The organism is Salmonella sp. SAL04196, from assembly GCF_046550835.1.
GTDB lineage: Bacteria > Pseudomonadota > Gammaproteobacteria > Enterobacterales > Enterobacteriaceae > Salmonella > Salmonella enterica.
In genome coordinates this window covers 1,047,991-1,070,158 of the sequence record NZ_JBGDXE010000001.1, presented here as the reverse complement: position 1 = coordinate 1,070,158, position 22,168 = coordinate 1,047,991, and the positions used below count along the sequence as shown (strand labels likewise).

At 49.7% G+C, this 22,168-nt stretch carries 29 protein-coding genes and 1 pseudogene; 22 read left to right on the top strand and 8 right to left on the bottom strand.

Annotation, left to right across the window (positions count from 1 at the left end; translation table 11 throughout):
• Positions 1-29: 29 nt before the first annotated feature.
• From recT to ACLJPE_RS05520, 6 genes and pseudogenes are all read right to left on the bottom strand, one after another.
• Positions 30-859: pseudogene (gene recT, locus ACLJPE_RS05545) on the bottom strand (recombination protein RecT).
• Positions 852-3,542, bottom strand: coding sequence for an exodeoxyribonuclease VIII (gene recE, locus ACLJPE_RS05540; protein ID WP_039513139.1), 2,691 nt, complete (start codon positions 3,540-3,542; stop codon positions 852-854). The pseudogene recT and the gene recE overlap by 8 nt, the downstream one beginning before the upstream one ends.
• Positions 3,543-3,682: 140 nt before the next feature.
• Entirely contained in the window at positions 3,683-4,018 is a 336-nt protein-coding gene (locus tag ACLJPE_RS05535; protein WP_000799629.1) for a hypothetical protein, read from the bottom strand.
• Positions 4,019-4,092: 74 nt separating this feature from the next.
• The gene (locus ACLJPE_RS05530; RefSeq protein ID WP_000613374.1) at positions 4,093-4,377 is read right to left on the bottom strand and encodes a YdaE family protein; all 285 of its coding nucleotides are present in this window, start codon (positions 4,375-4,377) and stop codon (positions 4,093-4,095) included.
• A gap of 378 nt (positions 4,378-4,755) precedes the next feature.
• Positions 4,756-4,911, bottom strand: coding sequence for a DUF1391 family protein (locus tag ACLJPE_RS05525; RefSeq protein ID WP_071606037.1), 156 nt, complete (start codon positions 4,909-4,911; stop codon positions 4,756-4,758).
• Between the two features lie 310 nt (positions 4,912-5,221).
• Positions 5,222-5,647 (bottom strand): helix-turn-helix domain-containing protein, encoded by a 426-nt coding sequence (locus ACLJPE_RS05520; RefSeq protein ID WP_023165607.1) that lies wholly within the window; start codon positions 5,645-5,647, stop codon positions 5,222-5,224.
• A 96-nt stretch (positions 5,648-5,743) separates the two neighbouring features.
• Here ACLJPE_RS05520 and ACLJPE_RS05515 point away from each other — a divergent pair, with 96 nt between their 5' ends.
• From ACLJPE_RS05515 to ACLJPE_RS05450, 14 genes are all read left to right on the top strand, one after another.
• On the top strand, positions 5,744-5,998 hold the full coding sequence (locus tag ACLJPE_RS05515; protein ID WP_031615791.1) for a helix-turn-helix domain-containing protein: 255 nt from the start codon (positions 5,744-5,746) through the stop codon (positions 5,996-5,998).
• Positions 5,985-6,479, top strand: coding sequence for a hypothetical protein (locus ACLJPE_RS05510; RefSeq protein WP_039513142.1), 495 nt, complete (start codon positions 5,985-5,987; stop codon positions 6,477-6,479). The genes ACLJPE_RS05515 and ACLJPE_RS05510 overlap by 14 nt, the downstream gene beginning before the upstream one ends.
• A 44-nt stretch (positions 6,480-6,523) precedes the next feature.
• Positions 6,524-7,393 (top strand): hypothetical protein, encoded by an 870-nt coding sequence (locus ACLJPE_RS05505; RefSeq protein ID WP_052322952.1) that lies wholly within the window; start codon positions 6,524-6,526, stop codon positions 7,391-7,393.
• 6 nt (positions 7,394-7,399) lie between these two features.
• The gene (locus ACLJPE_RS05500; RefSeq protein WP_039513145.1) at positions 7,400-8,152 is read left to right on the top strand and encodes an ATP-binding protein; all 753 of its coding nucleotides are present in this window, start codon (positions 7,400-7,402) and stop codon (positions 8,150-8,152) included.
• Positions 8,153-8,169: 17 nt separating this feature from the next.
• Complete coding sequence (locus ACLJPE_RS05495; RefSeq protein ID WP_039513147.1) at positions 8,170-8,547, top strand: DUF977 family protein; 378 nt, start codon at positions 8,170-8,172, stop codon at positions 8,545-8,547.
• A 302-nt stretch (positions 8,548-8,849) separates the two neighbouring features.
• Entirely contained in the window at positions 8,850-9,356 is a 507-nt protein-coding gene (locus ACLJPE_RS05490; RefSeq protein ID WP_039513149.1) for a hypothetical protein, read from the top strand.
• A 533-nt stretch (positions 9,357-9,889) separates the two neighbouring features.
• A complete protein-coding gene (locus tag ACLJPE_RS05485; protein WP_000911593.1) occupies positions 9,890-10,138 on the top strand; it encodes a hypothetical protein in 249 nt (82 codons plus the stop codon).
• 63 nt (positions 10,139-10,201) lie between these two features.
• Entirely contained in the window at positions 10,202-10,801 is a 600-nt protein-coding gene (locus ACLJPE_RS05480) for a DUF1367 family protein (protein ID WP_000940750.1), read from the top strand.
• Entirely contained in the window at positions 10,798-10,992 is a 195-nt protein-coding gene (locus ACLJPE_RS05475; RefSeq protein WP_000784702.1) for a hypothetical protein, read from the top strand. The genes ACLJPE_RS05480 and ACLJPE_RS05475 overlap by 4 nt, the downstream gene beginning before the upstream one ends.
• Positions 10,974-11,270 carry a DUF1364 family protein gene (locus ACLJPE_RS05470; RefSeq protein WP_000926953.1) on the top strand — a complete coding sequence of 99 codons (297 nt, stop codon included), beginning with the start codon at positions 10,974-10,976 and terminating at the stop codon, positions 11,268-11,270. The genes ACLJPE_RS05475 and ACLJPE_RS05470 overlap by 19 nt, the downstream gene beginning before the upstream one ends.
• Positions 11,267-11,821, top strand: coding sequence for a DUF1133 family protein (locus tag ACLJPE_RS05465; protein ID WP_000639984.1), 555 nt, complete (start codon positions 11,267-11,269; stop codon positions 11,819-11,821). The genes ACLJPE_RS05470 and ACLJPE_RS05465 overlap by 4 nt, the downstream gene beginning before the upstream one ends.
• A 270-nt stretch (positions 11,822-12,091) precedes the next feature.
• Complete coding sequence (locus ACLJPE_RS05460; RefSeq protein ID WP_039513154.1) at positions 12,092-12,649, top strand: ORF6N domain-containing protein; 558 nt, start codon at positions 12,092-12,094, stop codon at positions 12,647-12,649.
• A gap of 242 nt (positions 12,650-12,891) precedes the next feature.
• The gene (locus tag ACLJPE_RS05455; protein WP_000658040.1) at positions 12,892-13,080 is read left to right on the top strand and encodes a hypothetical protein; all 189 of its coding nucleotides are present in this window, start codon (positions 12,892-12,894) and stop codon (positions 13,078-13,080) included.
• A gap of 153 nt (positions 13,081-13,233) precedes the next feature.
• Positions 13,234-13,452: a hypothetical protein gene (locus ACLJPE_RS05450; RefSeq protein ID WP_000690097.1), complete on the top strand. Its 219-nt coding sequence runs from the start codon at positions 13,234-13,236 to the stop codon at positions 13,450-13,452.
• 11 nt (positions 13,453-13,463) lie between these two features.
• On the opposite strand, the gene ACLJPE_RS05445 is transcribed toward ACLJPE_RS05450, so the two are convergent.
• Complete coding sequence (locus tag ACLJPE_RS05445; RefSeq protein WP_223152484.1) at positions 13,464-13,991, bottom strand: DUF2441 domain-containing protein; 528 nt, start codon at positions 13,989-13,991, stop codon at positions 13,464-13,466.
• A 177-nt stretch (positions 13,992-14,168) separates the two neighbouring features.
• Here ACLJPE_RS05445 and ACLJPE_RS05440 point away from each other — a divergent pair, with 177 nt between their 5' ends.
• The 3 genes from ACLJPE_RS05440 to ACLJPE_RS05430 all read left to right on the top strand — a co-directional run bounded on the left by ACLJPE_RS05440 (position 14,169) and on the right by ACLJPE_RS05430 (position 15,553).
• A complete protein-coding gene (locus ACLJPE_RS05440) occupies positions 14,169-14,471 on the top strand; it encodes an HP1 family phage holin (RefSeq protein ID WP_001533331.1) in 303 nt (100 codons plus the stop codon).
• On the top strand, positions 14,449-14,988 hold the full coding sequence (locus ACLJPE_RS05435) for a lysozyme (protein ID WP_039513157.1): 540 nt from the start codon (positions 14,449-14,451) through the stop codon (positions 14,986-14,988). The genes ACLJPE_RS05440 and ACLJPE_RS05435 overlap by 23 nt, the downstream gene beginning before the upstream one ends.
• Before the next feature lie 100 nt (positions 14,989-15,088).
• Positions 15,089-15,553 (top strand): lysis protein, encoded by a 465-nt coding sequence (locus ACLJPE_RS05430; protein ID WP_039513160.1) that lies wholly within the window; start codon positions 15,089-15,091, stop codon positions 15,551-15,553.
• A gap of 226 nt (positions 15,554-15,779) precedes the next feature.
• On the opposite strand, the gene pliG is transcribed toward ACLJPE_RS05430, so the two are convergent.
• Positions 15,780-16,181: a g-type lysoyme inhibitor PliG gene (gene pliG / locus ACLJPE_RS05425; protein ID WP_039513162.1), complete on the bottom strand. Its 402-nt coding sequence runs from the start codon at positions 16,179-16,181 to the stop codon at positions 15,780-15,782.
• 285 nt (positions 16,182-16,466) lie between these two features.
• Here pliG and ACLJPE_RS05420 point away from each other — a divergent pair, with 285 nt between their 5' ends.
• Genes ACLJPE_RS05420 through ACLJPE_RS05400 form a run of 5 tightly spaced genes read left to right on the top strand, consistent with a single transcriptional unit; the run spans position 16,467 to position 22,165 of the window.
• Positions 16,467-17,012, top strand: coding sequence for a terminase small subunit (locus ACLJPE_RS05420; protein WP_001102153.1), 546 nt, complete (start codon positions 16,467-16,469; stop codon positions 17,010-17,012).
• Entirely contained in the window at positions 16,984-18,915 is a 1,932-nt protein-coding gene (locus tag ACLJPE_RS05415) for a phage terminase large subunit family protein (RefSeq protein ID WP_039513168.1), read from the top strand. The genes ACLJPE_RS05420 and ACLJPE_RS05415 overlap by 29 nt, the downstream gene beginning before the upstream one ends.
• On the top strand, positions 18,899-19,102 hold the full coding sequence (locus tag ACLJPE_RS05410) for a phage head-tail joining protein (protein ID WP_039513171.1): 204 nt from the start codon (positions 18,899-18,901) through the stop codon (positions 19,100-19,102). Before ACLJPE_RS05415 ends, ACLJPE_RS05410 begins: the two co-directional genes overlap by 17 nt.
• The gene (locus ACLJPE_RS05405) at positions 19,099-20,679 is read left to right on the top strand and encodes a phage portal protein (protein WP_000831821.1); all 1,581 of its coding nucleotides are present in this window, start codon (positions 19,099-19,101) and stop codon (positions 20,677-20,679) included. The genes ACLJPE_RS05410 and ACLJPE_RS05405 overlap by 4 nt, the downstream gene beginning before the upstream one ends.
• The gene (locus tag ACLJPE_RS05400; protein ID WP_001189493.1) at positions 20,669-22,165 is read left to right on the top strand and encodes a S49 family peptidase; all 1,497 of its coding nucleotides are present in this window, start codon (positions 20,669-20,671) and stop codon (positions 22,163-22,165) included. The genes ACLJPE_RS05405 and ACLJPE_RS05400 overlap by 11 nt, the downstream gene beginning before the upstream one ends.
• Positions 22,166-22,168 lie beyond the last annotated feature (3 nt).

Below are 22,168 nucleotides of genomic sequence, written 5' to 3'. Positions count from 1 at the left end.
TTCAGGCGGTCAGCGACCGCCAGCCTCCGTTATGCGGTCACGTTCTCTTCCACGCCAGCGTTTTCGACGACGCTGTACTCACCTGTGATGACAGACGCATCAGCCGGATCGATAGTCAGCGTCTCCTTTTCGTCCATTGATACCGCGCGCTGGATCTCAATGGATACAGGCAGGTATTTGAACAGGCGGCGTATGGCGGTTTTTTTGCCATTTCCTCCCAGTGAGTAACCCACGGGCCGTTGTTACCGGCTTTGCTCTGTGCCCGTACCAGCTCTATCTGTTTACGGGTCATTACCTCAAACTGTGTGCCACCATCTTTAAGGCGGGCAACGGCATAGACATGAGTAACTGGTGCATCTTCGTTCTCACCCGGACGGTGTACCAGCTTCTCTTCCAGACCAAACTCGAAGCTGAAATCGTCACCTTCGCGGACGATGCGCGCGGAAAGACTTGCAATCTGTCCGGAACGGCGGGCAAGGTCGATCATTCCCCGGTAGCCAATAATTAACTGAACGTTTTTTTTTCCTGACTTTTCGTTTTTGTTTCCGAACGGCAGCAGATAGGCATGACCGAGCGCGCCGCCGGGCTCCAGCCCAAGCTGGGAACACTGAACGATGGCGCTGACAAAACTCATGGTGTCACAGTCACCCAGCGCCGGAACTTTTCGGATTTCCGTTGTGGCTATCCGGATCATGCGTTCCGCTGTCATGTGGCGGGGCAGGGCCGCCGCCAGCTGTTCTTTCATGGAAGGCTGGTTGATAAAGCTGATCACATCGTTGTTATTTTTCACTGCCGTCGGGGTGCGTGCTCCCTGTGTTTTTTGCAGGTCGGCTTTTGCAATAGGTGGCTGTTTAGGCATTTGCATTCTCCTTCGCCCAGCGGGGCAGTGATAAAGTTTTAATGGCAGGCCATTCATCGTTATTAAGGCATTCGGCCAGGGTTTGCAGATTGCGACGATATTCCCGCTGACCTGCCAGTTTTGCGTCTTCACCCATCATGAAAATCTCAACCGGGTAACGCCCACATTCGGCGGTTGTACTGGCAACAAGGAAGACGAAGGTGGGTCTCTCACCGAACTGCGCCCGATAACCGTCGCTGTAGAAAGCGTCCTGTACGTGGTAGCGATAATCGTAATAAGCTGTCCTGAACCGCTGGATATCAGCAGTGGTTTTCACATCCATGATCCAGTGAAATTCAGGGATGATTTTGTCCGGACGGCACCGACATAAAATTCCTGTTTCCGGATCTTCCCAGTAGACTGATGATTCAGCATATCCGGCGCTTTCAACCAGCCACTGCCCCAGCGGTAACGCCATCACACTCTGGTACATAAGTTCGATTTTCCGGCCTTCTTCTGCCGTAAGCACGGTTCTTCCTGTCCGGGCGCATTCCTCCAGAAAGGTTTTCTCTTCTTCTTTTCCTGCACTGGTACGGCGGTTAAACTCCGGTGCGATGATGAAGCGTTTGCTGAATTCCTCTGGTTCCAGTACCCGGCAGTGAAAAGCCGTTCCTGTATCGAGAGATTTTGTTTTCTCCGTGTCCACGGGGGCATTTTTGCGCCAAAGATAAATTGCTGGTGTATCTGCGATATCATCAAGCTGTGATTTACTGACCCCCGGGCCAGCGTGATACGCCTCGTTAGGGATGTCATAGTAAATGCCTGGCTGTATATCATCAGGTACAGTGATATTTCCGTTTTCTATGGAATCTGCCGCTTCGCCAGCTTCATCACCGCCAGTACCTGATCCACCGTCTGCTGTAATTTCCTGCACTGCATCGCCAGCCGTTTCCTGCTGGTTGCTCTCTTTCGGCGTTTTTCCATCTCTTTCTGTTCTGGCTTCCGTTTTTTCGGTCTGGTTTGAGGGGGGCGGGAATAGCGCTGAAACGTCGAAAGTCCCGTCTGCGTTTCTGGTGACAGCCTCCGGCTCTGCTGCTGGTTGTTTTTCCTCCGGCACCACTTCTTCTTTTTCACCCTGATTTGAGGCGCTGTAATTGTTATGAACCCACTTCGGATCGTTCGGGTCACTGATGCCTTCGACATATTCACCGCGCGCGGCTGCCAGTTGTTTACCAACATCAACCGGGTTTTTGGGTGGAATGTTTTTACGTGCTTCGTGCAGTTCTGCGCGTATTTTCTGGTAGCCTGCTTCTGTCTGGCTTACAGGTGGCTCATTCTCCAGCGGCTGCGGGTCCGGATGATGTTCAGTTGTGTCCTGTTCCACTGTTTCAGGCGTTGCTGGTTCATCTGCCAGTTCGTCTGTCGGTTGCGGTTTTTCTTCATCACACTGAAATCTCCCTGACTCAATATCCCGCAGACATTTGCCCGCCTGACGAAGTCTTGCTGCATTTTCTTCATGGGTTGTTGGGGTGTTATCAGGCACATATTCGTACCAGTCCGGATCGCGAACACCATGAACGGCAAGAAAGCTTTCGCACCACGTCCGGCGAAGATCAGGATTACCGTTATGTACGGCCTTTGGCGCTTTGCGTACCAGGTCAATAATGGTCTGTCGGTCGTAGCCTTTGATGTCGGGAATAGTGCCCACTGTCATCGACATTCGCTTCCAGTCTTCCCGGTCTTCGGCGATGATACGTTTTGCAAAATCCATTGCAGGACGCAGGTTATTCAGAACCAGCTCCTCACAGAAACCACAGGCGAGCTCATAGTTAATCGTTCTGTGTGTCGGTTTTTCGCTACGGCGTGGACGTTCTGGCTTATTTACGTCGTCGACAATTACTTTATGTTGCCCGGTTTTTTTAACGGGTACAGGTTTATTCTTCAGGCGTTCAGCCCATTCCTTAACCAGCAGGCCGCGGTTAATGTGTTCAGCACTGAACCATTCCTTAAAAAACTTAATAGTGGTGCATAACTCAGGTACTTTTCCATCGACAGGAAATACCTGTTTATACGCATTCACTGCTTTGTGAATATCGTGCTCGATAGCTTTTTTGAACGGCTCTACATTTTCTGCTGCGAGTATCAGGTTCTGGGCAGTGGTATTCTGAGTATCCATCTCCAGACACGCGATTTCTTTTTTCTGGTCTGTATCGACGTGATAAAGATATTCTCCATCGCCAATATACTGTGCCAGAACGCGATGGCGGAACGGCAGTGTCGCAACCACGGTCAGTTGAGGGTTTGCTGGCGGGTTATGAGATTCCTGTATCCCGTTTTCTCCGGCAGGAGTACCAGCACCGTCGGCGCGTTCTGTTTCATCTGATTTAACAGCAGAAGCTGCGGCGGGGATAAGTGTCAGGGTTTTACCGTCTTCGCCACCGGGTTCGCGGTTTTCACAAAATTTAGTGTCAAAGACACCCTCGGGCGGAATGTCATTTTCTACCGGGAAATGTACGCGTACAGGTCTGGCAAAATCAGCTTCATCAAATCCGGCTGCATCCATAGCCAGTTCGCCACGGGAGAGGGCGAGTGACTGCTTTTTAGCTGTACACCAGAAAAAACCGGCTTTAAAGCCGAGGCGTTTCCTGGCACTTTCATTTTTAACCTTGTAATAAAATGAATATTCTTCCTGCTTAATGCTCATTGTTTTTTAACCTCAGTTAAGATTAAAATCGTTTTGCCAGTGAAAATCCTCTCCGGGTGCTCACTGGTCATTTCTCTGGTGGTGGGTCTGGTCGCCCGCCTCAGCATCGCCGGGATGTAAAGCCGGGGAAGCGCCTGCATTTAATGCAGGCTTTTTTCCTTTGAGGCCTCAGACATCGCCCGCGCAAAATCACTGGCAACAGACAAGCTCTTCAATGCACCAATAACCTCCCTGGGGACGTCTTTCACTTTGAGCAACATGGCTGCTGCGGCTATAGTGGAGTCCCATGCCCCTGTTTTTTCATCTGCATATGCAGTTATTGATTTATTGATTGAATAGCCATCTTCGTTTCTGCTTAATTCGTATGAATAGCCAATAACTACCGGCATATTGTTTTGCTCGCATATCTTAAATATACGGCTGGTGAGTTCTTTTAGTTCCTGTAATACTGCTGCATCAGGCGTTGTATTTTTCATTTTTATTTCCTTTTTCAGGTTGAGTGAATCCCTGCCATTGCTGGCATAGTTTTATTGTTTCAGTAAATGATTAATTAAAGTTCATGAGCCATCTGGTCATGGCTGGCACAGCGTTTACTGCAATATTTTTGTTTTTTACGTGAAATAAGCGTTCCGTGCATATATATCAGTTCATATTCGTATGCGGTCTCTTCCGGTATTGCTTTCTGACAATATGCGCAGTTAATTAATGTCGGGTCTCCTTTCTGGGTGAGTAGAGTATAAATTTTACGAATCAAGCCCGGTTTTCTGTTTATTGCAGTCTGCTGTTTAGCCGGACTGCGCATCCAGTCGGAACGAGGTGTAATGACAGGTATCATCGTTTTATCCTCTTTGCCTGTTTATAAGCGAATTTTGTTGGTGCGGTGCCTGGTGCCTCCAGGTGACGATAACCAGTTAACCATTACCGCCGACTACTATTTCCACCCACAACATGAAGGACCGTTATGTCTTTTTAACTGTGCCGCGTGCGCTTAGCCGCATTCACCACACCACAAAATTCGCTTTAAAAAGGGCGGAAACCAGAAAGGAATGAACTGGTACCGCCAAAGACTACACACAGCAATGTCACGGGTTCCACTCGCAACCGGAAGCGCGCTCAACCAGGACGGTGGATTTAACGACAACCTTAGTTAAGTAACGAACGCGCTTTCGTGTTGCGCCGGATGCTTTTCTGAATCCGGCTTCCTGTCTGGCTCTTACTCACAATGGTTTCTTGTTAACCAGCGTCGTGCGCCAGCCTCTGTTTTGAAGGTTTTGCTTCTGGTGTACGTCATGGCGGTAAACGTACCGTCATTATTGGGAAATACGCCATAAACCACAGATTCATTGTTGCCTAAGTCGATTGCTTTCATTTTTCCCTCATCCGCTTAACGCCCGGCGGCGGAACGTTTTATCTACTGCGCTTGTTACTTAACAACAACTGCCGTCATGTTCGTATGCCTCAGGCTGGCTACTTAGCCCGACTCAGCAGCGGGATAACTCTTGGTATTGTCCGGCTGTTATCTGGTCTGGCGTTGTCCTGATGAATCCATTAAACACGAAGTGGTGTGTAATTGTCAACACAAGATGTGTTTTTTGATTGAGGGAAGGCGTTCTGCTGGGCTTGAGGTAATAAAAAACCCGCCAGTGGCAGGTTTTAAACTATTCAGCTCAAGTCTTAAGTTAGTTTTCTGGTGGTTGAGTTGAGTTTTTAAGGCGATTTCTTAGGTACGTTTCGACATAGTCATCAATCTCTTTTAAACGAACCTCAAAGAGATCAATCATTCGTTGTTGCTCTGAGCTTGGTAACTGATTGAATAACTCAAGCAATTTTTTATGATGATCACTTAGCCATGCCTGCGAGGAGTCCTTTTCACCAAACAGAAGTTCGGGTGGGGAAATACCTAGTGCTTCACCAAGTACAACTGCATCATACACCCCAACATTTCTACTTCCTGCTTCATAGTTTCCTATGCGTGACTGAGTCCATCCACAAATCTCAGCCAGTTTACCTTGAGACAGGCCGAGTTTTTGTCTGCGCTCCTTGAGGCGCATTGCGATCTCATCATTAAGCCGGCTGGCGGCAATTTTTTCATTTTCTTTTCTCATGGCTCCCTTTTATCACGATGCGTGATTTACGCAAAACACAAAATAGCTTGACCATGCAACACAAAATGTGTTTAGAATTATTGACGGAGGTTTTAGATGAACAAAATTTCAACATACAGAAAGCAACTGGGGCTATCTCAAAGGCAGCTTGCGACTCACCTGGGATGGATACAGAGCCGTCTGGCGAACTACGAAGCAAATTTTCGCACACCCGGACTGGAGGAGTGCCGAAAAATTGTTGCCACACTTAACCATCTGGGATCTCGCTGCGTTCTTGATGATGTGTTCCCGCCTCATGTGAACGATAACAGAACCATATTAGCGAAGGTGAACAACCATGATCACCCCTGAAACAGCCAGTCAGGCGTTATCGTCATGGCTGGCATATCTACAGATAACCCAGGAAACCGCCACGCAACTGATCACCCGCGCATTCCTGGAGCAGCCGGCGCGACCGGAAATAGCGGTTCACCGTATCGAGCGTGACGACGGAACGGTGGATTACGACGCATGGCGCCGTAACCGGATAAACATTTTTCAGCGCTGGCGGAAACGGGAAACGGCGGAGCATTGCGAGAAATTCTCTGCGCTGATCCCCGCCATTCTGGAGGCGATCCGCAAAAGTGCGCCGGAGCTGCATAAACGAATAACGGCAGGGCAGAGCATTGAGTACCTGCTTTCACAGCTTTTAAAAAAACCGCAGTGGCAAGCGCGGTACTTCTTGGCGCGCAGCTGGCGGATTTTGAGCGGGAGTGTGACGAGGCCATATATGCGTTACAGGCGTTACGTAGCGGTTATCGCCAGCAGTACCAGAGACATGACCAGTGAGTAATTTTTATATATTCGGATCGCCCTGTAAGGGCGTGGTGAGGTTTTATGCGTGATTACGGAAAGGTGAATTCATCCTTCTGGACCAGCGAAAGCATACGCTCGCTTTCCGATGATGGCCGGATGCTCTCGTTATATCTGTTAACCAGTCCCCACGCCAATATGACCGGCTGTTTCCGTCTCCCCGACGGGTACGTTTGTGAGGATTTGCAATGGGATAAAAATAGGGTATCAGAAGGGTTTGAAGAATTATCCCGTAATGGTTTTGCCATACGGGATAAAGCTACCCGATGGGTGTTAATTCCCGGTTATCTGGAATGGAATGGTTTTGAAAACCCGAATGTAGCCATTGCAGCGTTGAAATTATTCCGTGATGTACCGGATAAAATAGCCATTAAGTCACAGTTAGCTGATGGTATGAGGCAGGCTATATCAAGGTTTGAACCGGGTAAATTAAACGGTTTCGAAAGGGTTCTTGAAGGGTTTCAAACGGTCGTTGGGACTCCAGAGCCAGAACCAGAGCCAGAACCAGAACCAGATCCAATCTCTCCTGGTTCATCGCCGAAAAAAAACGATGAACCAGGCGGGAGTTATCCGGCTGAGTTTGAACTGGTCTGGCAGGAATATCCGAAGCGGGCAGGTGCCAATCCGAAAAAATCTGCATTCAAAGCCTGGAATGCCCGACGACGGGAGGGCGTCCTCCCCGGCGACATGCTCGACGGTGTCCGGCGCTACGTGGCGTATCTCGGTAGTACGCACAAGGCTGGTTCTGAATTCGTGCAACAGGCAGCGACATTTTTCGGGCCGGACAGGCATTTTGAAAATCACTGGGATATTCCTGTGAGGGGAGGTAGCGGTATGCCTGGTATCCCGGTTTCGCCGCCGGATAAAACCATTCCACCGGGTTTCAGGGGGTGACAGACCATGAAAAATATCGCAGATAGCGGGATTCTGGCCAGAATCAGGAAACTGGCGCCACAGTCTGCCGAACGCGCAGCACCGTTCCGGACGCCGGAGGAGTGGCGGGAATGGCAACTCGCCGAAGGGCGCAGAAGTTGCGAAGAAATTGATCGTCAGAATCGTCAGGCGAGGGCAGAAAAAATCTTCGGTCGGGCCGGGATTCAGCGGCTGCATCGCGGATGCTCGTTCGCAAATTACCGGATACAGAACGACGGCCAGCGCCATGCACTCAGTCAGGCTAAATCTATTGCTGGTGAACTGGATACTGGCTGCACGAACTTCGTGTTCAGCGGGAATCCCGGTACCGGAAAAAATCATCTGGCCGCCGCCATTGGCAATCGTCTGATGAATGCCGGACGCAGTGTGATTGTTATCACCGTCGCCGATGTGATGAGTGCGCTTCATGCCAGCTACGATGACGGGAAATCTGGCGAGAAATTTCTGCGTGAATTGTGCGGGGTTGATCTGCTGATCCTCGATGAGGTTGGCGTGCAACGTGAGACCAGAAACGAGCAGGTGACGCTGCACCAGATTGTGGACCGTCGGACGGCCTCGATGCGAAGTGTGGGAATGCTGACAAATCTTAACCACGAGGCGCTGACGAATCTGGCAGGCCAGCGGGTTATGGACAGAATGACCATGAATGGTGGGCGGTGGGTGAATTTTGACTGGGGGAGCTGGCGCCCGAACGTCAGCTATCTCAGGACGGTGAAATAATTTTCCGGAGGGTTTTCATGAGCAGAAATTACACACTGGCGCAGAAAGCTGAAATACAGAAGCGCCTGACGGAACTGGTACGAACCCACGGTCGGATGACGTTTGGAGAACTGCGGAAGATAACGGGGTTAACCATTTTTACAGCCCGCCACTACCTGGAAAAAGCGGAAAGTTGTGGGGATCTGTATCAGGCCGGGAGAAACGGTATTTTCCCTTCGGAACAGGCTTTCCTGCTTTGGAAGCAGAAACGTGAAGATGCCAGGATTACCCGCTTTCTGAAAACGCCGGAAGGTGTCGTGAGTTCCTACGACCGGACCAGAAACGTTATCTGTACGGAGTGCCGGAACAGCGTGACGATGCAAAGGGTTTTATCTGTTTACAGAGCGAGAACATGAAACTGGAAGGATTAACAATGAGCGAACGGGCAGAAAAGTCGGTTTGTTGTAAAAAGCGCGATTACAGTGAGTTTGATTACTGTACTGCTCAGTAATGTATAAATTAAAGTAGTTTAAGTATCTAGATGCTGACGGGCTGGTAATAAGACAGCACAGTTTGTTTTTCAGTGTACTTTCTTTTTAAAGGAACTTATGTTTCTGTAAATATGACGTATGCTCTTAAATCGAGCCAAAAATCTTGAAAACTCTAAACCAGAAGAGTTAAATATTGAGCATCGATCAATTTTTTAAAAGGTATGGAAATGATTAAGTTTCAAGATTTCAGAAAACGATACAGCGAAGTATTAAAAGTTGAAGATGAAGAAAAGAAGAGTTTTCAGAAGGTTGCTGGAATGATTGTTCGTCATTTCGAAAGCTCGCTAGACCTTGAGTATTCTCAGTATCCTGTAACCTTTAGTGGAAACCCGGCAGAAAACAACATTTTATTAAGTTATGTTTTTATAGCAACCGAAAAAGGAGGGCGACATGTTGAGCTTAAGGCACTCAGGCCTGATAAAAAAGGTGCTCTTTCATTTTATGTTTGTTTAACAGTGGATAAATCAACGATGTCTTATCCCAAGAGGACGTTATATGCACGTTTGTCGTTACGTTGTAATGGTGATGGATTTACAGTAACAGTTGGCGAAGAAGCGCTTGAAACAGACTTGAGTAAATATCCGACTGAAGCAGAGTTGGCGGCCATCTCAGAAGCGACTAAGCATGTCATGCTTATTGAATTAGGCAGTGATGCACCAAAAAGGAAATACTGAACGAATTAACATCCTCAGGGAAGAGGTGAGAGGACTATAGTGATATAGTTAACTCATCTCACATAAAACAAAATTATCTTTCACATATTGAAAGTTAGTTGCAGTAATCTGTTCACAAAAATCCATTTTAATGTACTAAGACATTATATTATCTCATATCTATTTTTAAAACCATCACGTCTAATTATTATCAGGCTGATTTATTTTCTGTATTCATAGAAGGGATACGTGATAGTATCCGAGCATGGTTCGAATTAGATTATTTGGCGGATTTTGTGTTTAGTTGTGGTATTAGCCACTGGGGTACTACAAGACAGCCCCGAAAGATTCTATACAAAGTATTGCATATTAACCCGCTCCGGCGGTTTTTTAAAGTCCGGGAAATGAGTATGTCAAAAAATAACCAGTTATAAGATTATAAATAGAACACAGAGAAAATGTCATTGCACATGGTCAAAAAATAGTCATAGTTATTAACGGTGATAATTAGTAGTCTCCTATATATTCATGGTGAGAATGAAGGTGCTTTAAAAATGCTCAAGTTCGTTATCTATGGAGACACCGTGAAAAATTTAAATAAAACATTCACTTGTAAATATGCTGTTATTCGCCGTGATGACATGACAGTAATTGCTGAAATGGATTTTTTTCCTGACTGCAACCGGTCATTGATGTATCGGGATGGCCGCTATGTCAGGTTTCTGCCGTTGTTGCAAAATGACATCATGGGGAGCGATACTCTTATTAATGAGCTGACTATCAGGGCCGGTTATCATGAATAATCATCCTTTGTTATACTCGCCTGCGGGCTGAACTCCCAATCTACTGCGCCACCGGAGAGAACGATGGCGCATTTACAACTGGTCAAGCAAACCTCATCAGGGATTCTGCTCCCGGCGACGCCGGAGAGTGGGGATTTCCTGCGCTCAGTAAAAATCGGTGAGTGGATACACGCCGATTTTAAGCGTGTCCGCAACTACGCCTTTCATAAACGCTTTTTTAAACTCCTTCAGCTTGGTTTCGACTACTGGACGCCAACTGGCGGCACGGTCACATCGCGGGAACAGAAACTTATCTCCGGATTCGTTAATTTTCTTTGCGGCTCCGCAGGCCAGGAATATACCCCGGCCCTTAACGAGGCGGCGGAACAGTACCTCCATAACGTAGCTACCCTGCGAACCGGGGACGTCGCCCTTCTTAAATCTTTTGATGCCTTCCGGGAATGGGTAACCGTTCAGGCCGGGTTTTATACCGAGCATTTTTATCCGGATGGCAGCCGCGGGCGCCGGGCGAAATCCATAGCGTTCGCCAGTATGGACGAAACCGAGTTTCAACAGGTCTATAAGGCTGTGCTGAACGTCCTGTGGAACTGGATTCTGTTTCGTAAATTTTCCTCTCCGGAAGAAGTTGAAAACGTGGCCGCGCATCTGCTGGAGTTCGCATGAAAATGACATGGTTTCAGCATCCGGCGTGTACCACCGAAGAGGCGGATGAGCTGGTGAAGCAGTACCGACGCAGGGGGGTAAAGACGGAGCGTAGTCTGAATCATGACTGCATTCACTGGACGGTAAGCGCCCTGTTACCGGAGTTCGATCATGTGCCAGAACGGAGGCGTAAATGCTCTTATCTGAAATAAAAACTTACCGCAGTAAAAAATGGCTGGCAGCCGTCGGGCAGATTGAACAGTGCGTGTTGTGCGGGCGGTGGGGAACGCAGGTTGCACATCGCAATGAATTAAAGGGCATGGGAATGAAAACGGATGACTGCGCCACGGCGGCTATTTGTCAGGAATGCCATCATGAAATCGATAACGGCAGTCACCTGAGCAGGGAAGAGCGCCGGTGTCTGATGAACAGGGCGATCGTACTGACAGTGATTAAACTTGTACGAATGGGAAAGGTGGTACCGAAATGATTTATCCAGCCAGTACCGGAAAACCGGGCGAATATTTTCGACTGAATACACTGGAAAGCGTGTGGATTCAGGGAAAACTCCGTATGTGGGGACGATGGTCATACATCGGCAGCGGTAAACCCGGCAATATGTTTAACCAGTTGCTGGCCTCCAGAAAACTGACAAAAACAGCCATCAATGAGGCTTTACGCCGTCTGAAAAAATCAGGAACAAGCAAGCCAGAGCTGGAGGCCTTTCTTCGGGAAATGATGAACGGGAAACAAAAAAGCTGGCTGGCGCATTGTACTGATTCCGAAGCAATGTTGATTGACCGCGTCATTGGTACTGTATTAGCTGAGTATCCGGCGCTGAAAAAGTTGATTCACCAGCGTTACGAAGGGTGTGGAGTGAGTCAGAGAAGGATGGCTGAGTTACTAAACGAACAATATCCAGACTGGTGTTATGCAACGTGCCGCAATCGCATAGGTGTATGGCTAAAAATGGCGGAATTTATGCTTTATCTGCCGATGCGTGAAGCGTTTGCAACCGATGCCCACAAAATTGCCCGTTGACTCTGTTTGTTATCCGGGGCTATATTCCCGCCACGCCAGCAAAATCTGGCGTCGGGATTGGAACCCCGGATAGAGACCGCGACAGACACACGCCGCGAGCGTGTTTTTTATTGTCGTATGCACGCGCACATCTGAATTATGGTGGGGCGCATGGGGGAGCTGAAAAGCTCGCCGGTCGGTTTCCCGGTAGTTCCAACCCTGTGCGTCTCACCACCCGATGATTGGAACCTGACGGTGGTGATAGTTTAGAAACCACTAGAGGACGTCATTATGACAACTCAAATCGCTGTTGAAACTCTCTCCCCGATCACCCATAACCAGATTCCTGTTATTACCACCGAACTTTTGGCGCAGCTTTACGGCACTGAACCTGTGCGTATTCGCCAGAATCATCATGAGAACAAAGTACGCTTTGTTGAAGGGAAACACTTTTTCAAAGTTGTTGGTAATGACCTTAAAGAATTGCGGGTAGCTTTAAACTACTCACAAAATCCAGTTTCCCCCAAAGCCCGCTCCCTCATCCTATGGACAGAACGCGGAGCAGCTCGCCACGCAAAAATGCTCGAAACCGATCAGGCATGGGAGGTATTCGAGAAGCTGGAGGATTGCTACTTCAGCCAAAAGAATCCTTCAGTGCGAGTTTCACGCCAGAAAAGTTACGACACGCGAGTTCTCTGTTATCAGCAAAGCGGCGTCACTGTTTCCACAATCCCGTTGCGGGATGATGACATTGTCATTTCCCTTGAGTCATGGCTGGAACTGGCGAGAGCCAACGGTTGGTTTGTTATTCGCAAAGATCAACTGGTGGAAAAACTGATGCAGCTTTAGCAAAAAAGTTATTGCATTTTTAGCCACAAACTGCTTCAATCCCGGTATGCTTCGCAAAGCTGTATCGCGAGGCGAATAACAGACATGAACACAAAAAGAACCCGCCATTGAGCGGGTTTTTGCGTTTTAGGGGTTCGCATTCGCGGGCCTTTTTTGTTCAACAGGCTTTGAATTGTGGTTTCTTGCACCGTGGTATTTTCTGCTTCGCCCTATACTATTTGCTTAGTCTTGCGGAGGTGTGAATGAAAGAAGGGTATTACTGGATTCAGCATAACGGTGTTGTTCAGGTGGCATACTATACGAACGACACAGTTGATGATCTGGAATCAGGACGGCTTATTGTCGGTGTCTGGCATCTGACAAGGGGCGATGATATCTGCCATAACGGTGAAGCAGAAGTACTGTCGGGGCCGTTACAACCACCAGCTTAGATATAAACGCGCTGGCGGCGCTTGGAAGACGGCTTGAAATATTAGCTGCGTAAATCATATCCCTGATTGTCTGTATACCACTGCCGCATAGCGGGGATCGGCTCCCGCATTCTTTCACATAAAAGAGCCCTGCTGCGGTTTAAGGAGATGATGATGAAAATTGGTAAGCACGCACATAATGTAAATACTTCGTCTGCATTGGCTCCCAGAACAAGATTTGTCTTTTCAACTTCCGGGGTAAATAAAGAGGAAGTCATTGAAAAGTTAAAGGTCGTCATTGAAAAAATTAGCAACGAGGAGGTATCTCTTGATCCTCATATTCATCTGGAGTCCTACATATCAGGCGTGAACATATCCTGCTCTCCCGCCTGATTAGAGGCGTGCTATTCTTCTACCATGCTGCCAACTTGAATTGGAAGAGGGACGATATACTCCCAGAATGGATTCATGGAAGATATTCCAGACCAGTACCATATTGCTCTCGTGAAAACCATTGCGGCATTATCTGATGATGCGTTCAGGTCAAGTAACCGCATATCGCCATGATGAACATTGGTATCCTCATTGATAAGAATTTCATAAATTGGTTGCGGACCTTCCTGTTCTCGGTATTTCTTTCTAAAAGAATCTGCGTCTTCTATTGATTTACAAGCGAATATTGACTGGTATCGTGATGATTGCATCTGGCGTACCAGTTCAACAATAAGTTCCATAAGGTCATCACCATTAAGTTCCCTCCTTGGGAAAAGATATCGCAGCCCATGCTCGGAGATTTTGAAGTTAAATTTCGCGCCAATAAAGCTATCAATGGCGTAGGTGTCAGTTACAGGTGGCTGCATGGAAGAAAAATCCATTAATGCATTTGCGTTGTACCGGCCTCTTCTGTCGGCGGAATAAAGCACTATGCTCATTTAATTCTCCATATTTGGTGTGGTTACTTTTGGCGATTTAACAATATCAAATGCAGGGTATACACCGCCAGACGTCATCTGGCACTTATTCACAGGCTGCGCTATTGCGTGGCCTTTTTTATTTCCACTTACCCGACATCCGGGTAGTCCATTTCCCGGACAGGGGAAGTTATGACAATGGATAAACATACAACATGGCTGGCCTACATCTGGGCATTAATCAGCGGCATATGCGCCCAGTGGACGTTAAACGACTATGGCGCGCTGATAGGTATTGTTCTGGGTATTGGTACGTTTCTGGTTAATAAGCATTACAAAAAAAAATCAGAGCAGGCTCAGGCAAGGCAGGCTGCCGCGATGGAAGAACGTAACAGGCTAATCGCCCGGATTCTGGAAAAAAACGACCATGACAGCATGTTAAAAATGCTGGCGGTATCTGAAATGCCGGAGGGCAATGATGGCGTTAAGGACAAAAGTTAAATACGGTCTTTCCGCCGCTATGCTGGCACTGATTGCCGCCGGTGCCAGCGCACCGCAGCTACTCGACCAGTTTTTACAGGAGCGGGAAGGAAATATGCTGGTGGCCGTTCGTGATAACGGCGGCGTCTGGTCAGTATGCCGTGGCGTGACCCGTATCGATGGTAAACCCGTTGTGAAAGGTCAGCGACTGACACAAAGCCAGTGCGACCATTACAACGCCATCGAGCGGGATAAAGCGCTGGCGTGGGTCAATAAAAATATCCATGTTCCACTGACCGGGCCGCAGAAAGTGGGGATCGCCAGTTTCTGCCCGTACAACATTGGGCCGGGTAAATGTCTGCCCTCCACGTTCTACAGAAAGCTGAACGCAGGAGATCGTAAGGGAGCGTGTGCAGAAATCCGCCGTTGGGTATATGACGGCGGCAAAGATTGCCACAACAGGGAAAATCAGTGTTACGGCCAGGTGATACGCCGCGACCAGGAATCAGCGCTGACGTGTTGGGGGATAGACCAGTGAAATACTTACCCACAACGGTATGTTTTGTCGCGGCGGCTTATCTTGCCGCTCATGGTATTGACGGCTGGGGATGGTTTCTCTTTATCGGCGTTATTCTGGTATGAACCGTATAACCTTTACTGCCATCATCCTTCTGCTGATAGTTGCCATAGCGCTGGCGTGGACGACTGACCACTACCACGGTAACGCGGTGCGCTATAAAGACCAGCGCGATACCGCCACTCACAATCTGAAGCTGGCGAACGAGACAATTACCGACATGACGAAGCGCCAGCGTGACGTTGCCGCCCTCGATGCAAAATACACAAAGGAACTAGCTGATGCACAAAACAGGAATACTGATTTGCAGCGCCGCCTTGCTGCTGGTAGCCGGGTGCGTGTCGAAGGAAGCTGTACAGTGCCAACCACAACCAAAACCGCCAGTACCCGCCGCGTGGGCAATGCTGCCACCGTCGAACTCTCTCCAGTTGCTGGACAAAACGTTCTCGATATCCGCGCCGGAATCATCAGCGATCAGGAAAAACTGAAGTATTTGCAGGAGTACATCCGGACGCAGTGCAAATAAAAAATTCCCGCAGGACGGTTACGGTTCCGGCCTGCAGGGTGTCATAAAGAGCACAAAATGTCTTATAAGGGGATATACGGACATATGTCGCATACTATGGTACTGAAGAAAAAGACCTCATGTATCAACGCAGCGTAACCAGACGCTAAAAACTGGTACACCTCATGAAATAACCCAGTGGCTGAAAAGCTTGGTGTTGGAGCGAATCCCCTGACCAGGCTGGCATTTATTTTATCTGAATATTGACGCTGTATTTTTTCGCTTTGTTTTTACGGGCTTCATTACGTGTCTGAAGTACTCTCAGTTCGTATTTTCCGGACGCCGGTAGCGTGTACTCGCCATTGTCATCCAGTTCAGATGAATATCTGGACAGGTCAACGGAATCGCTAATTCCTGGCCCGAACAGGTAGGTATCTGCGCCTTCATTCGAAATACTTACATGTACTTTCTGCCCCTTTCTGGCCTGGAAGTTATATGTATCGTAATCGTATCCCTTTATTACGCCGGAATAGCGGGCGCTATTTTGTCCTTTATCGAATTCGACATTCACGTTTTTACCAGTAGCAAAGCCAGCTGAGGTTAGCAGTGCAAAAAGAAAAACAGTTTTAGCGATACTCTTGAATTTCATATTTAAGACCCTCAGTCAGCGTTAAAATGATTAATTGTTATATTATAACAATAAGTGTTCGGTTTTTTCCAGGGTCCTTTCCGGGAATTCTGCCTGTTACGGGGCGGCAGCGTCGCAGGATTTCACTCCTTATGAAAATTTTCAGGGAAAAGCCAGATCCGTTCTTCTTATCGTTTATTTCCTGTTTTTAAAGGTTTTTTTAGAAAAAAGAAAGGATCTGCTGGATAACGTTTTTAGTTAAAAACGAAGATCGCAGATCCTTTCCTGTTTCCGGGAGACTTTTCCATGAACGTGAACAAAAAAAAACTGGCTGAAATTTTTGGTTGTGACGTCAGAACTGTCACAGCCTGGCAAAGCCAGGGGCTGCCACTTGTTTCCGGAGGAGGAAAAGGTAACGAAGCAGTGTTCGACACCGCGGCAGCGATTTCATGGTACGCGGAGCGTGATGCGTCTATTGAAAATGAAAAGCTGCGTAAAGAGGTTGATGATTTACGTGCCGCTGCGGAATCAGATCTTAATCCCGGCACCATCGACTATGAGCGCTACCGCCTGACAAAAGCCCAGGCGGATGCGCAGGAACTTAAAAATGCTGAGCGCGAAGGGCTGGTTCTTGAGACCGAACTGTTCACCTACATCCTGCAACGGGTGGCTCAGGAAATAGCAGGGATACTGTCAAGGGTACCGCTGGTATTACAGCGCAAATATCCTGATCTGTGCCAGTCGCACATCGATGTGGTCAGAACGGAAATCGCCAGGGCGTCAGGCAGGGCCGCCACGATAGCGGATGTGGAGAAGTGGACCGATGATTTCCGGAGAGCGCAGGGCGAATAATGCCAACAGAGCCATAACTAACGGGCTGATAGCGCTTCATATTCCCGTACCGCTTACCACCGTGCAGTGGGCTGATAAGTATTACTATCTGCCAAAAGAGTCCTCCTACACCCCCGGCAAATGGGAAACGCTGCCGTTTCAGGTAGCGATAATGAACGCGATGGGGTATGAACTGATCCGCGTTGTAAACCTCATTAAGTCTGCCCGCGTGGGCTATACCAAAATGTTGCTGGGGGTGGAAGGCTATTTCATAGAGCACAAGTCGCGCAACAGCCTGCTGTTCCAGCCGACCGACTCATCCGCTGAGGATTTTATGAAATCCCACGTGGAGCCGACTATCAGGGATGTTCCTGTATTGCTGGAGCTGGCCCCCTGGTTCGGGCGTAAACATCGTGATAACACGCTCACCCTGAAACGCTTTTCTTCCGGTGTCGGGTTCTGGTGCCTCGGCGGTGCAGCAGCCAAAAACTACCGTGAAAAATCGGTGGATGTGGTCTGCTATGACGAATTGTCATCTTTTGAGCCGGATGTCGAGAAAGAAGGTTCGCCGACGCTGCTGGGGGATAAACGTATTGAAGGTTCTGTCTGGCCTAAATCCATTCGGGGCTCCACACCAAAAGTCAAAGGGTCATGCCAGATTGAAAAGGCGGCAAATGAATCGGCGCATTTTATGCGTTTTCATGTACCGTGTCCGCACTGTGGCGAAGAACAGTACCTTAAATTCGGTGATGGCAGTACGTCGTTCGGTCTGAAATGGGAGAAAAGCAAGCCGGAGACGGTGTATTACCTTTGTGAACATAATGGATGCGTGATCCGTCAATCGGAACTTGATCAGAAAGCAGGCCGCTGGATTTGCGATAACACAGGCATGTGGACACGCGATGGACTGGCTTATTTCAGCGCGTCCGGTGAGGAGGTTCCGCCGCCACGATCCATTACCTTTCATATCTGGACGGCTTACAGTCCCTTTACCACCTGGATACAGATTATTTATGACTGGCTGGATGCGCTGAAAGATCCAAATGGTGTGAAAACCTTTATAAACACCACGTTGGGCGAGCCTTATGAAGAGGCGGTGGCCGAAAAACTCAGCCATGAGCTTTTGCTGGAAAAAGTGATTCATTATGCGGCGCCGGTTCCGGAGCGGGTGGTGTATCTGACCGCTGGTATCGACTCCCAGCGTAACCGTTATGAAATGTATGTCTGGGGCTGGGCGCCGGGCGAAGAGGCTTTCCTTATTGATAAGCAAATTATCATGGGACGGCATGATGATGAAGATACCCTGCAGCGTGTGGATGCCGTCATTAATAAAAAATATCGTCATGCTGACGGGACGGATATTTCCATTTCCCGTATCTGCTGGGATATCGGCGGTATCGATGCAGAAATCGTCTATAAACGCTCAAAAAAACACGGCATTTTCCGCGTGCTGCCTGTCAAAGGGGCCTCCGTTTACGGAAAACCCGTTATTACCATGCCTAAAAAACGCAACCAGAGCGGGGTATTCCTGTGCGAAATCGGTACTGATACTGCCAAAGAAATGCTTTACGCCAGAATGGGGGCGGTTACTGCGCTTGCCGACGAAGCCACGCCTTATGCGATCCGCTTTCCGGATAATCCGGATGTTTTTACGGAGGTGGAAGCGAAGCAACTGGTAGCCGAAGAGCTGGTGGAGAAACTGGTTAACGGAAAATTCCGGCTGTTATGGGATGCCAAAGGACGTCGTAACGAAGCGCTGGATTGTCTTGTCTATGCCAGTGCAGCGTTACGGGTGTCTGTGCAGCGCTGGCAACTGGATCTGGAGGCGCTGGCGACATCAAGGAAAAGCGAAGAGCAGGATACCCCGACACTTGAACAACTGGCCGCAATGCTGGCAGGAGGAGTTAATGGCAACAATCATTGAGCTACAGGAAGCCCGCGTCGCGCTGCATGACCTGATGACGGGAAAACGGGTGGCGACGGTTCAGAAAGATGGGCGACGGGTTGAATTTACCGCGACATCGGTGGGGGATCTGAAAAAATATGTCGCGGAACTTGAGGCGTCACTGTGCAATGGTCGCCGCCGGGCACCTGTGGGGGTGAGACTGTGAAGCGCACCCCGGTTCTGGTGGATGTTCACGGCACGCCGCTGCGGGAAAGTCTGGGATACACCGGCGGGGGGATCGGTTTCGGCGGACAGATGGCTGACTGGATGCCCCCGGCGGAAAGCGTGGATGCCGCGCTGCTGCCTTCGTTGCGCCTCGGCAATGCGCGGGCTGATGATCTGGTCCGTAATAATGGTATTGCAGCAAATGCGGTGGCGCTGCACAAGGATCATATTGTCGGACACCTGTTTCTTATCAGCTATCGTCCAAACTGGCGCTATCTTGGTATGCGTGAGAGCGCAGCGAAGAGTTTTGTGGATGAGGTTGAAGCTGCATGGACAGAATATTGCGATGGTATTTTTGGCGAAATGGATGCCGAGGGGAAGCGTACCTTTACAGAGTTCATCCGTGAAGGCGTGGGCGTTCACGCCTTTAATGGTGAAATTTTTCTCCAGCCTGTCTGGGACGCTGAAACCACGCAGGTTTTCCGTACCCGATTCAAGGCTGTCAGTCCGAAACGGGTGGACACGCCGGGGTATGCCCGCGGAAACCGCCAGCTTCGCGCAGGAGTGGAAACGGACCGGAATGGAAAAGCCCTCGCCTATCATGTCTGTGATGATGACTGGCCGGTGGCTGGTGGGGAACGCTGGACCCGTATTCCTCGTTTTCTGCCGTCTGGACGACCCGCGATGTTACATATTTTCGAGCCGGTTGAGGACGGACAGACGCGCGGTGCCAATCAGTTTTACAGTGTGATGGAGCGGCTGAAGATGCTTGATACCCTGCAGGCAACGCAGCTTCAGTCCGCGATTGTCAAAGCCATGTACGCCGCCACGATAGAAAGCGAACTCGATTCCGAGAAAGCCTTTGAATACATCACGGCGGCAGATAACAAAGATACGCCTCTTGTTAACATGCTGGCAAATTATGCCCGCTATTACAGTACCAACAGTATCAAACTGGGCGGTGTAAAAATTCCCCACCTGTACCCGGGTGATGAGCTGAATCTGCAGACTGCGCAGGATTCCGATAATGGCTTTTCAGCGCTGGAGCAGGCGCTGCTCCGGTATATTGCCGCCGGGCTGGGGGTCTCTTATGAGCAGCTTTCGCGTGATTATTCTCAGGTCAGCTATTCCAGCGCCCGCGCATCTGCCAATGAGTCCTGGCGCTATTTCCTGGGGCGGCGCCGGTTCATTGCCGGACGGCTGGCGACACAAATGTTTTCCTGCTGGCTGGAGGAGGCGCTGATACGGGGAGTTATCCGGGCACCCCGGGCCAGGTTTTCCTTCTGGGAGGCCCGATCCAGCTGGAGCCGCTCGGAGTGGATTGGTGCCGGACGTATGGCGATTGACGGACTCAAGGAGGTTCAGGAATCCGTGATGCGTATTGAGGCCGGGCTGAGTACCTATGAAAAAGAACTCGCCATTATGGGCGAGGATTACCAGGAGATATTCCGCCAGCAGGTCAGGGAATCCGAAGAACGGCGGGCAGCCGGACTTTCGCGTCCGGTATGGATCACCGATACCTATCAACAACAGATCGCGGCGAGCCGTCAGACGGAGGAGGAAAAGCGTGCAACGTAATCTCCCGCACATCATCAGCCAGGCAACCAGTGCTCCGTTGCTGCTTGAACCCGCCTATGCGCGGGTTTTCTTTTGCGCGCTGGGCAGGGAGTCAGGCATTAACAGCCTGCACATTCCCGGTAATAACGAAAGTCTGGATCAGTCGGATATGGCACTGGTCACAGGCGATTTTATGGCGACCGGAAAGCCGCAGGCACGTTTTTATCAGGTAGTGAACGGTATTGCGGTATTACCCGTGACCGGAACACTGGTTCATAAACTCGGCGGAATGCGTCCCTTTTCAGGGATGACCGGCTATGACGGTATCACTGCCCGGCTACAACAGGCGGTTTCAGATCCGGAGGTAAAAGGCATTCTGCTGGATATTGACAGTCCAGGCGGTCAGGCTGCCGGGGCGTTTGACTGTGCTGACATGATTTGCCGGATGCGCGAACAGAAACCTGTCTGGGCACTGGCAAATGAAACAGCCTGTTCGGCGGCCATGTTGCTGGCGGCAGCCTGTTCGCACCGTCTTGTGACCCAGACGTCCAGAATGGGATCAATTGGTGTGGTGATGGCGCATACCAGCTACGCCGAAAAACTGAAACAGGAAGGGATCGATATCACCCTTATCTATTCTGGCGCACACAAGGCTGATCTGACGCCCAGCCAGAAATTACCGGAAAGCGTCCATGCCGACTACCAGCAGCGAATGGACGAGGCCAGAAAGATGTTTGCAGAAAAAGTGGCCCGGTACACGGGGTTGTCTGTCGATGCGGTAATGGCGACGGAGGCGGCAGTGTATGACGGGCAGGCCATTATCACTACCGGACTGGCAGATGGAATGGTGAATGCTGCTGACGCCATCGGCGTGATGGCAGAAGCTATCAACAGTAACAAGACAGGAGGCACTATGCCTGAATTAAGTGCAGCTGACGCTGTCACGCAGGAAAACCAGCGCGTAATGGGAATTCTGGGTTGCCCGGAGGCCAGGGGGCATGAGGCACTGGCACAGATGCTGGCCGGGCAGCCGGGAATGAGCGTTGCTCAGGCGAAGTCTATTCTGGCTGCCGCCGCGCCGGCGGATACGACCAGCACCGCTGACCGTATCCTTGCCCTGGAAGAAGCTGGTGGTCGGGAAACACTCGCACAGACACTGGCGGCCATGCCGGAGATGACGGTGGAACAGGCCAGAACCATTCTGGCAGCATCGCCGATCGCTGCGGCAACGTCACTTCATGATGCCGTGATGGCGCTTGATGAGGCGAAAGGCCGTGAAGAGTTGGCGGAAAAACTGGCTGTCATGCCTGGTATGACCACAGATCAGGCCCGTGACCTGCTGGCTGCCGCGCCGGACAAATCCGGTAATGCGGGGCTGAGCATGAACAACGCATTTGATGCTTTCATGCAGTCTCATTCCCCGGGCCCCATATCCGGCGGTAAAGACCACAGTAATGATACCGAAACGACGTTGTTGATGAGTATTCCCGGTACTTCAGCCACCTGATAA

Bases quoted from the DNA above. Each gene is read 5' to 3' on its own strand.
- recE (WP_039513139.1), bottom strand. From the start codon at position 3,542: ATGAGCATTAAGCAGGAAGAATATTCATTTTATTACAAGGTTAAAAAT.
- ACLJPE_RS05535 (WP_000799629.1), bottom strand. From the start codon at position 4,018: ATGAAAAATACAACGCCTGATGCAGCAGTATTACAGGAACTAAAAGAA.
- ACLJPE_RS05530 (WP_000613374.1), bottom strand. From the start codon at position 4,377: ATGATACCTGTCATTACACCTCGTTCCGACTGGATGCGCAGTCCGGCT.
- ACLJPE_RS05525 (WP_071606037.1), bottom strand. From the start codon at position 4,911: ATGAAAGCAATCGACTTAGGCAACAATGAATCTGTGGTTTATGGCGTA.
- ACLJPE_RS05520 (WP_023165607.1), bottom strand. From the start codon at position 5,647: ATGAGAAAAGAAAATGAAAAAATTGCCGCCAGCCGGCTTAATGATGAG.
- ACLJPE_RS05515 (WP_031615791.1), top strand. From the start codon at position 5,744: ATGAACAAAATTTCAACATACAGAAAGCAACTGGGGCTATCTCAAAGG.
- ACLJPE_RS05510 (WP_039513142.1), top strand. From the start codon at position 5,985: ATGATCACCCCTGAAACAGCCAGTCAGGCGTTATCGTCATGGCTGGCA.
- ACLJPE_RS05505 (WP_052322952.1), top strand. From the start codon at position 6,524: ATGCGTGATTACGGAAAGGTGAATTCATCCTTCTGGACCAGCGAAAGC.
- ACLJPE_RS05500 (WP_039513145.1), top strand. From the start codon at position 7,400: ATGAAAAATATCGCAGATAGCGGGATTCTGGCCAGAATCAGGAAACTG.
- ACLJPE_RS05495 (WP_039513147.1), top strand. From the start codon at position 8,170: ATGAGCAGAAATTACACACTGGCGCAGAAAGCTGAAATACAGAAGCGC.
- ACLJPE_RS05490 (WP_039513149.1), top strand. From the start codon at position 8,850: ATGATTAAGTTTCAAGATTTCAGAAAACGATACAGCGAAGTATTAAAA.
- ACLJPE_RS05485 (WP_000911593.1), top strand. From the start codon at position 9,890: ATGCTCAAGTTCGTTATCTATGGAGACACCGTGAAAAATTTAAATAAA.
- ACLJPE_RS05480 (WP_000940750.1), top strand. From the start codon at position 10,202: ATGGCGCATTTACAACTGGTCAAGCAAACCTCATCAGGGATTCTGCTC.
- ACLJPE_RS05475 (WP_000784702.1), top strand. From the start codon at position 10,798: ATGAAAATGACATGGTTTCAGCATCCGGCGTGTACCACCGAAGAGGCG.
- ACLJPE_RS05470 (WP_000926953.1), top strand. From the start codon at position 10,974: ATGCTCTTATCTGAAATAAAAACTTACCGCAGTAAAAAATGGCTGGCA.
- ACLJPE_RS05465 (WP_000639984.1), top strand. From the start codon at position 11,267: ATGATTTATCCAGCCAGTACCGGAAAACCGGGCGAATATTTTCGACTG.
- ACLJPE_RS05460 (WP_039513154.1), top strand. From the start codon at position 12,092: ATGACAACTCAAATCGCTGTTGAAACTCTCTCCCCGATCACCCATAAC.
- ACLJPE_RS05455 (WP_000658040.1), top strand. From the start codon at position 12,892: ATGAAAGAAGGGTATTACTGGATTCAGCATAACGGTGTTGTTCAGGTG.
- ACLJPE_RS05450 (WP_000690097.1), top strand. From the start codon at position 13,234: ATGAAAATTGGTAAGCACGCACATAATGTAAATACTTCGTCTGCATTG.
- ACLJPE_RS05445 (WP_223152484.1), bottom strand. From the start codon at position 13,991: ATGAGCATAGTGCTTTATTCCGCCGACAGAAGAGGCCGGTACAACGCA.
- ACLJPE_RS05440 (WP_001533331.1), top strand. From the start codon at position 14,169: ATGGATAAACATACAACATGGCTGGCCTACATCTGGGCATTAATCAGC.
- ACLJPE_RS05435 (WP_039513157.1), top strand. From the start codon at position 14,449: ATGGCGTTAAGGACAAAAGTTAAATACGGTCTTTCCGCCGCTATGCTG.
- ACLJPE_RS05430 (WP_039513160.1), top strand. From the start codon at position 15,089: ATGAACCGTATAACCTTTACTGCCATCATCCTTCTGCTGATAGTTGCC.
- pliG (WP_039513162.1), bottom strand. From the start codon at position 16,181: ATGAAATTCAAGAGTATCGCTAAAACTGTTTTTCTTTTTGCACTGCTA.
- ACLJPE_RS05420 (WP_001102153.1), top strand. From the start codon at position 16,467: ATGAACGTGAACAAAAAAAAACTGGCTGAAATTTTTGGTTGTGACGTC.
- ACLJPE_RS05415 (WP_039513168.1), top strand. From the start codon at position 16,984: ATGATTTCCGGAGAGCGCAGGGCGAATAATGCCAACAGAGCCATAACT.
- ACLJPE_RS05410 (WP_039513171.1), top strand. From the start codon at position 18,899: ATGGCAACAATCATTGAGCTACAGGAAGCCCGCGTCGCGCTGCATGAC.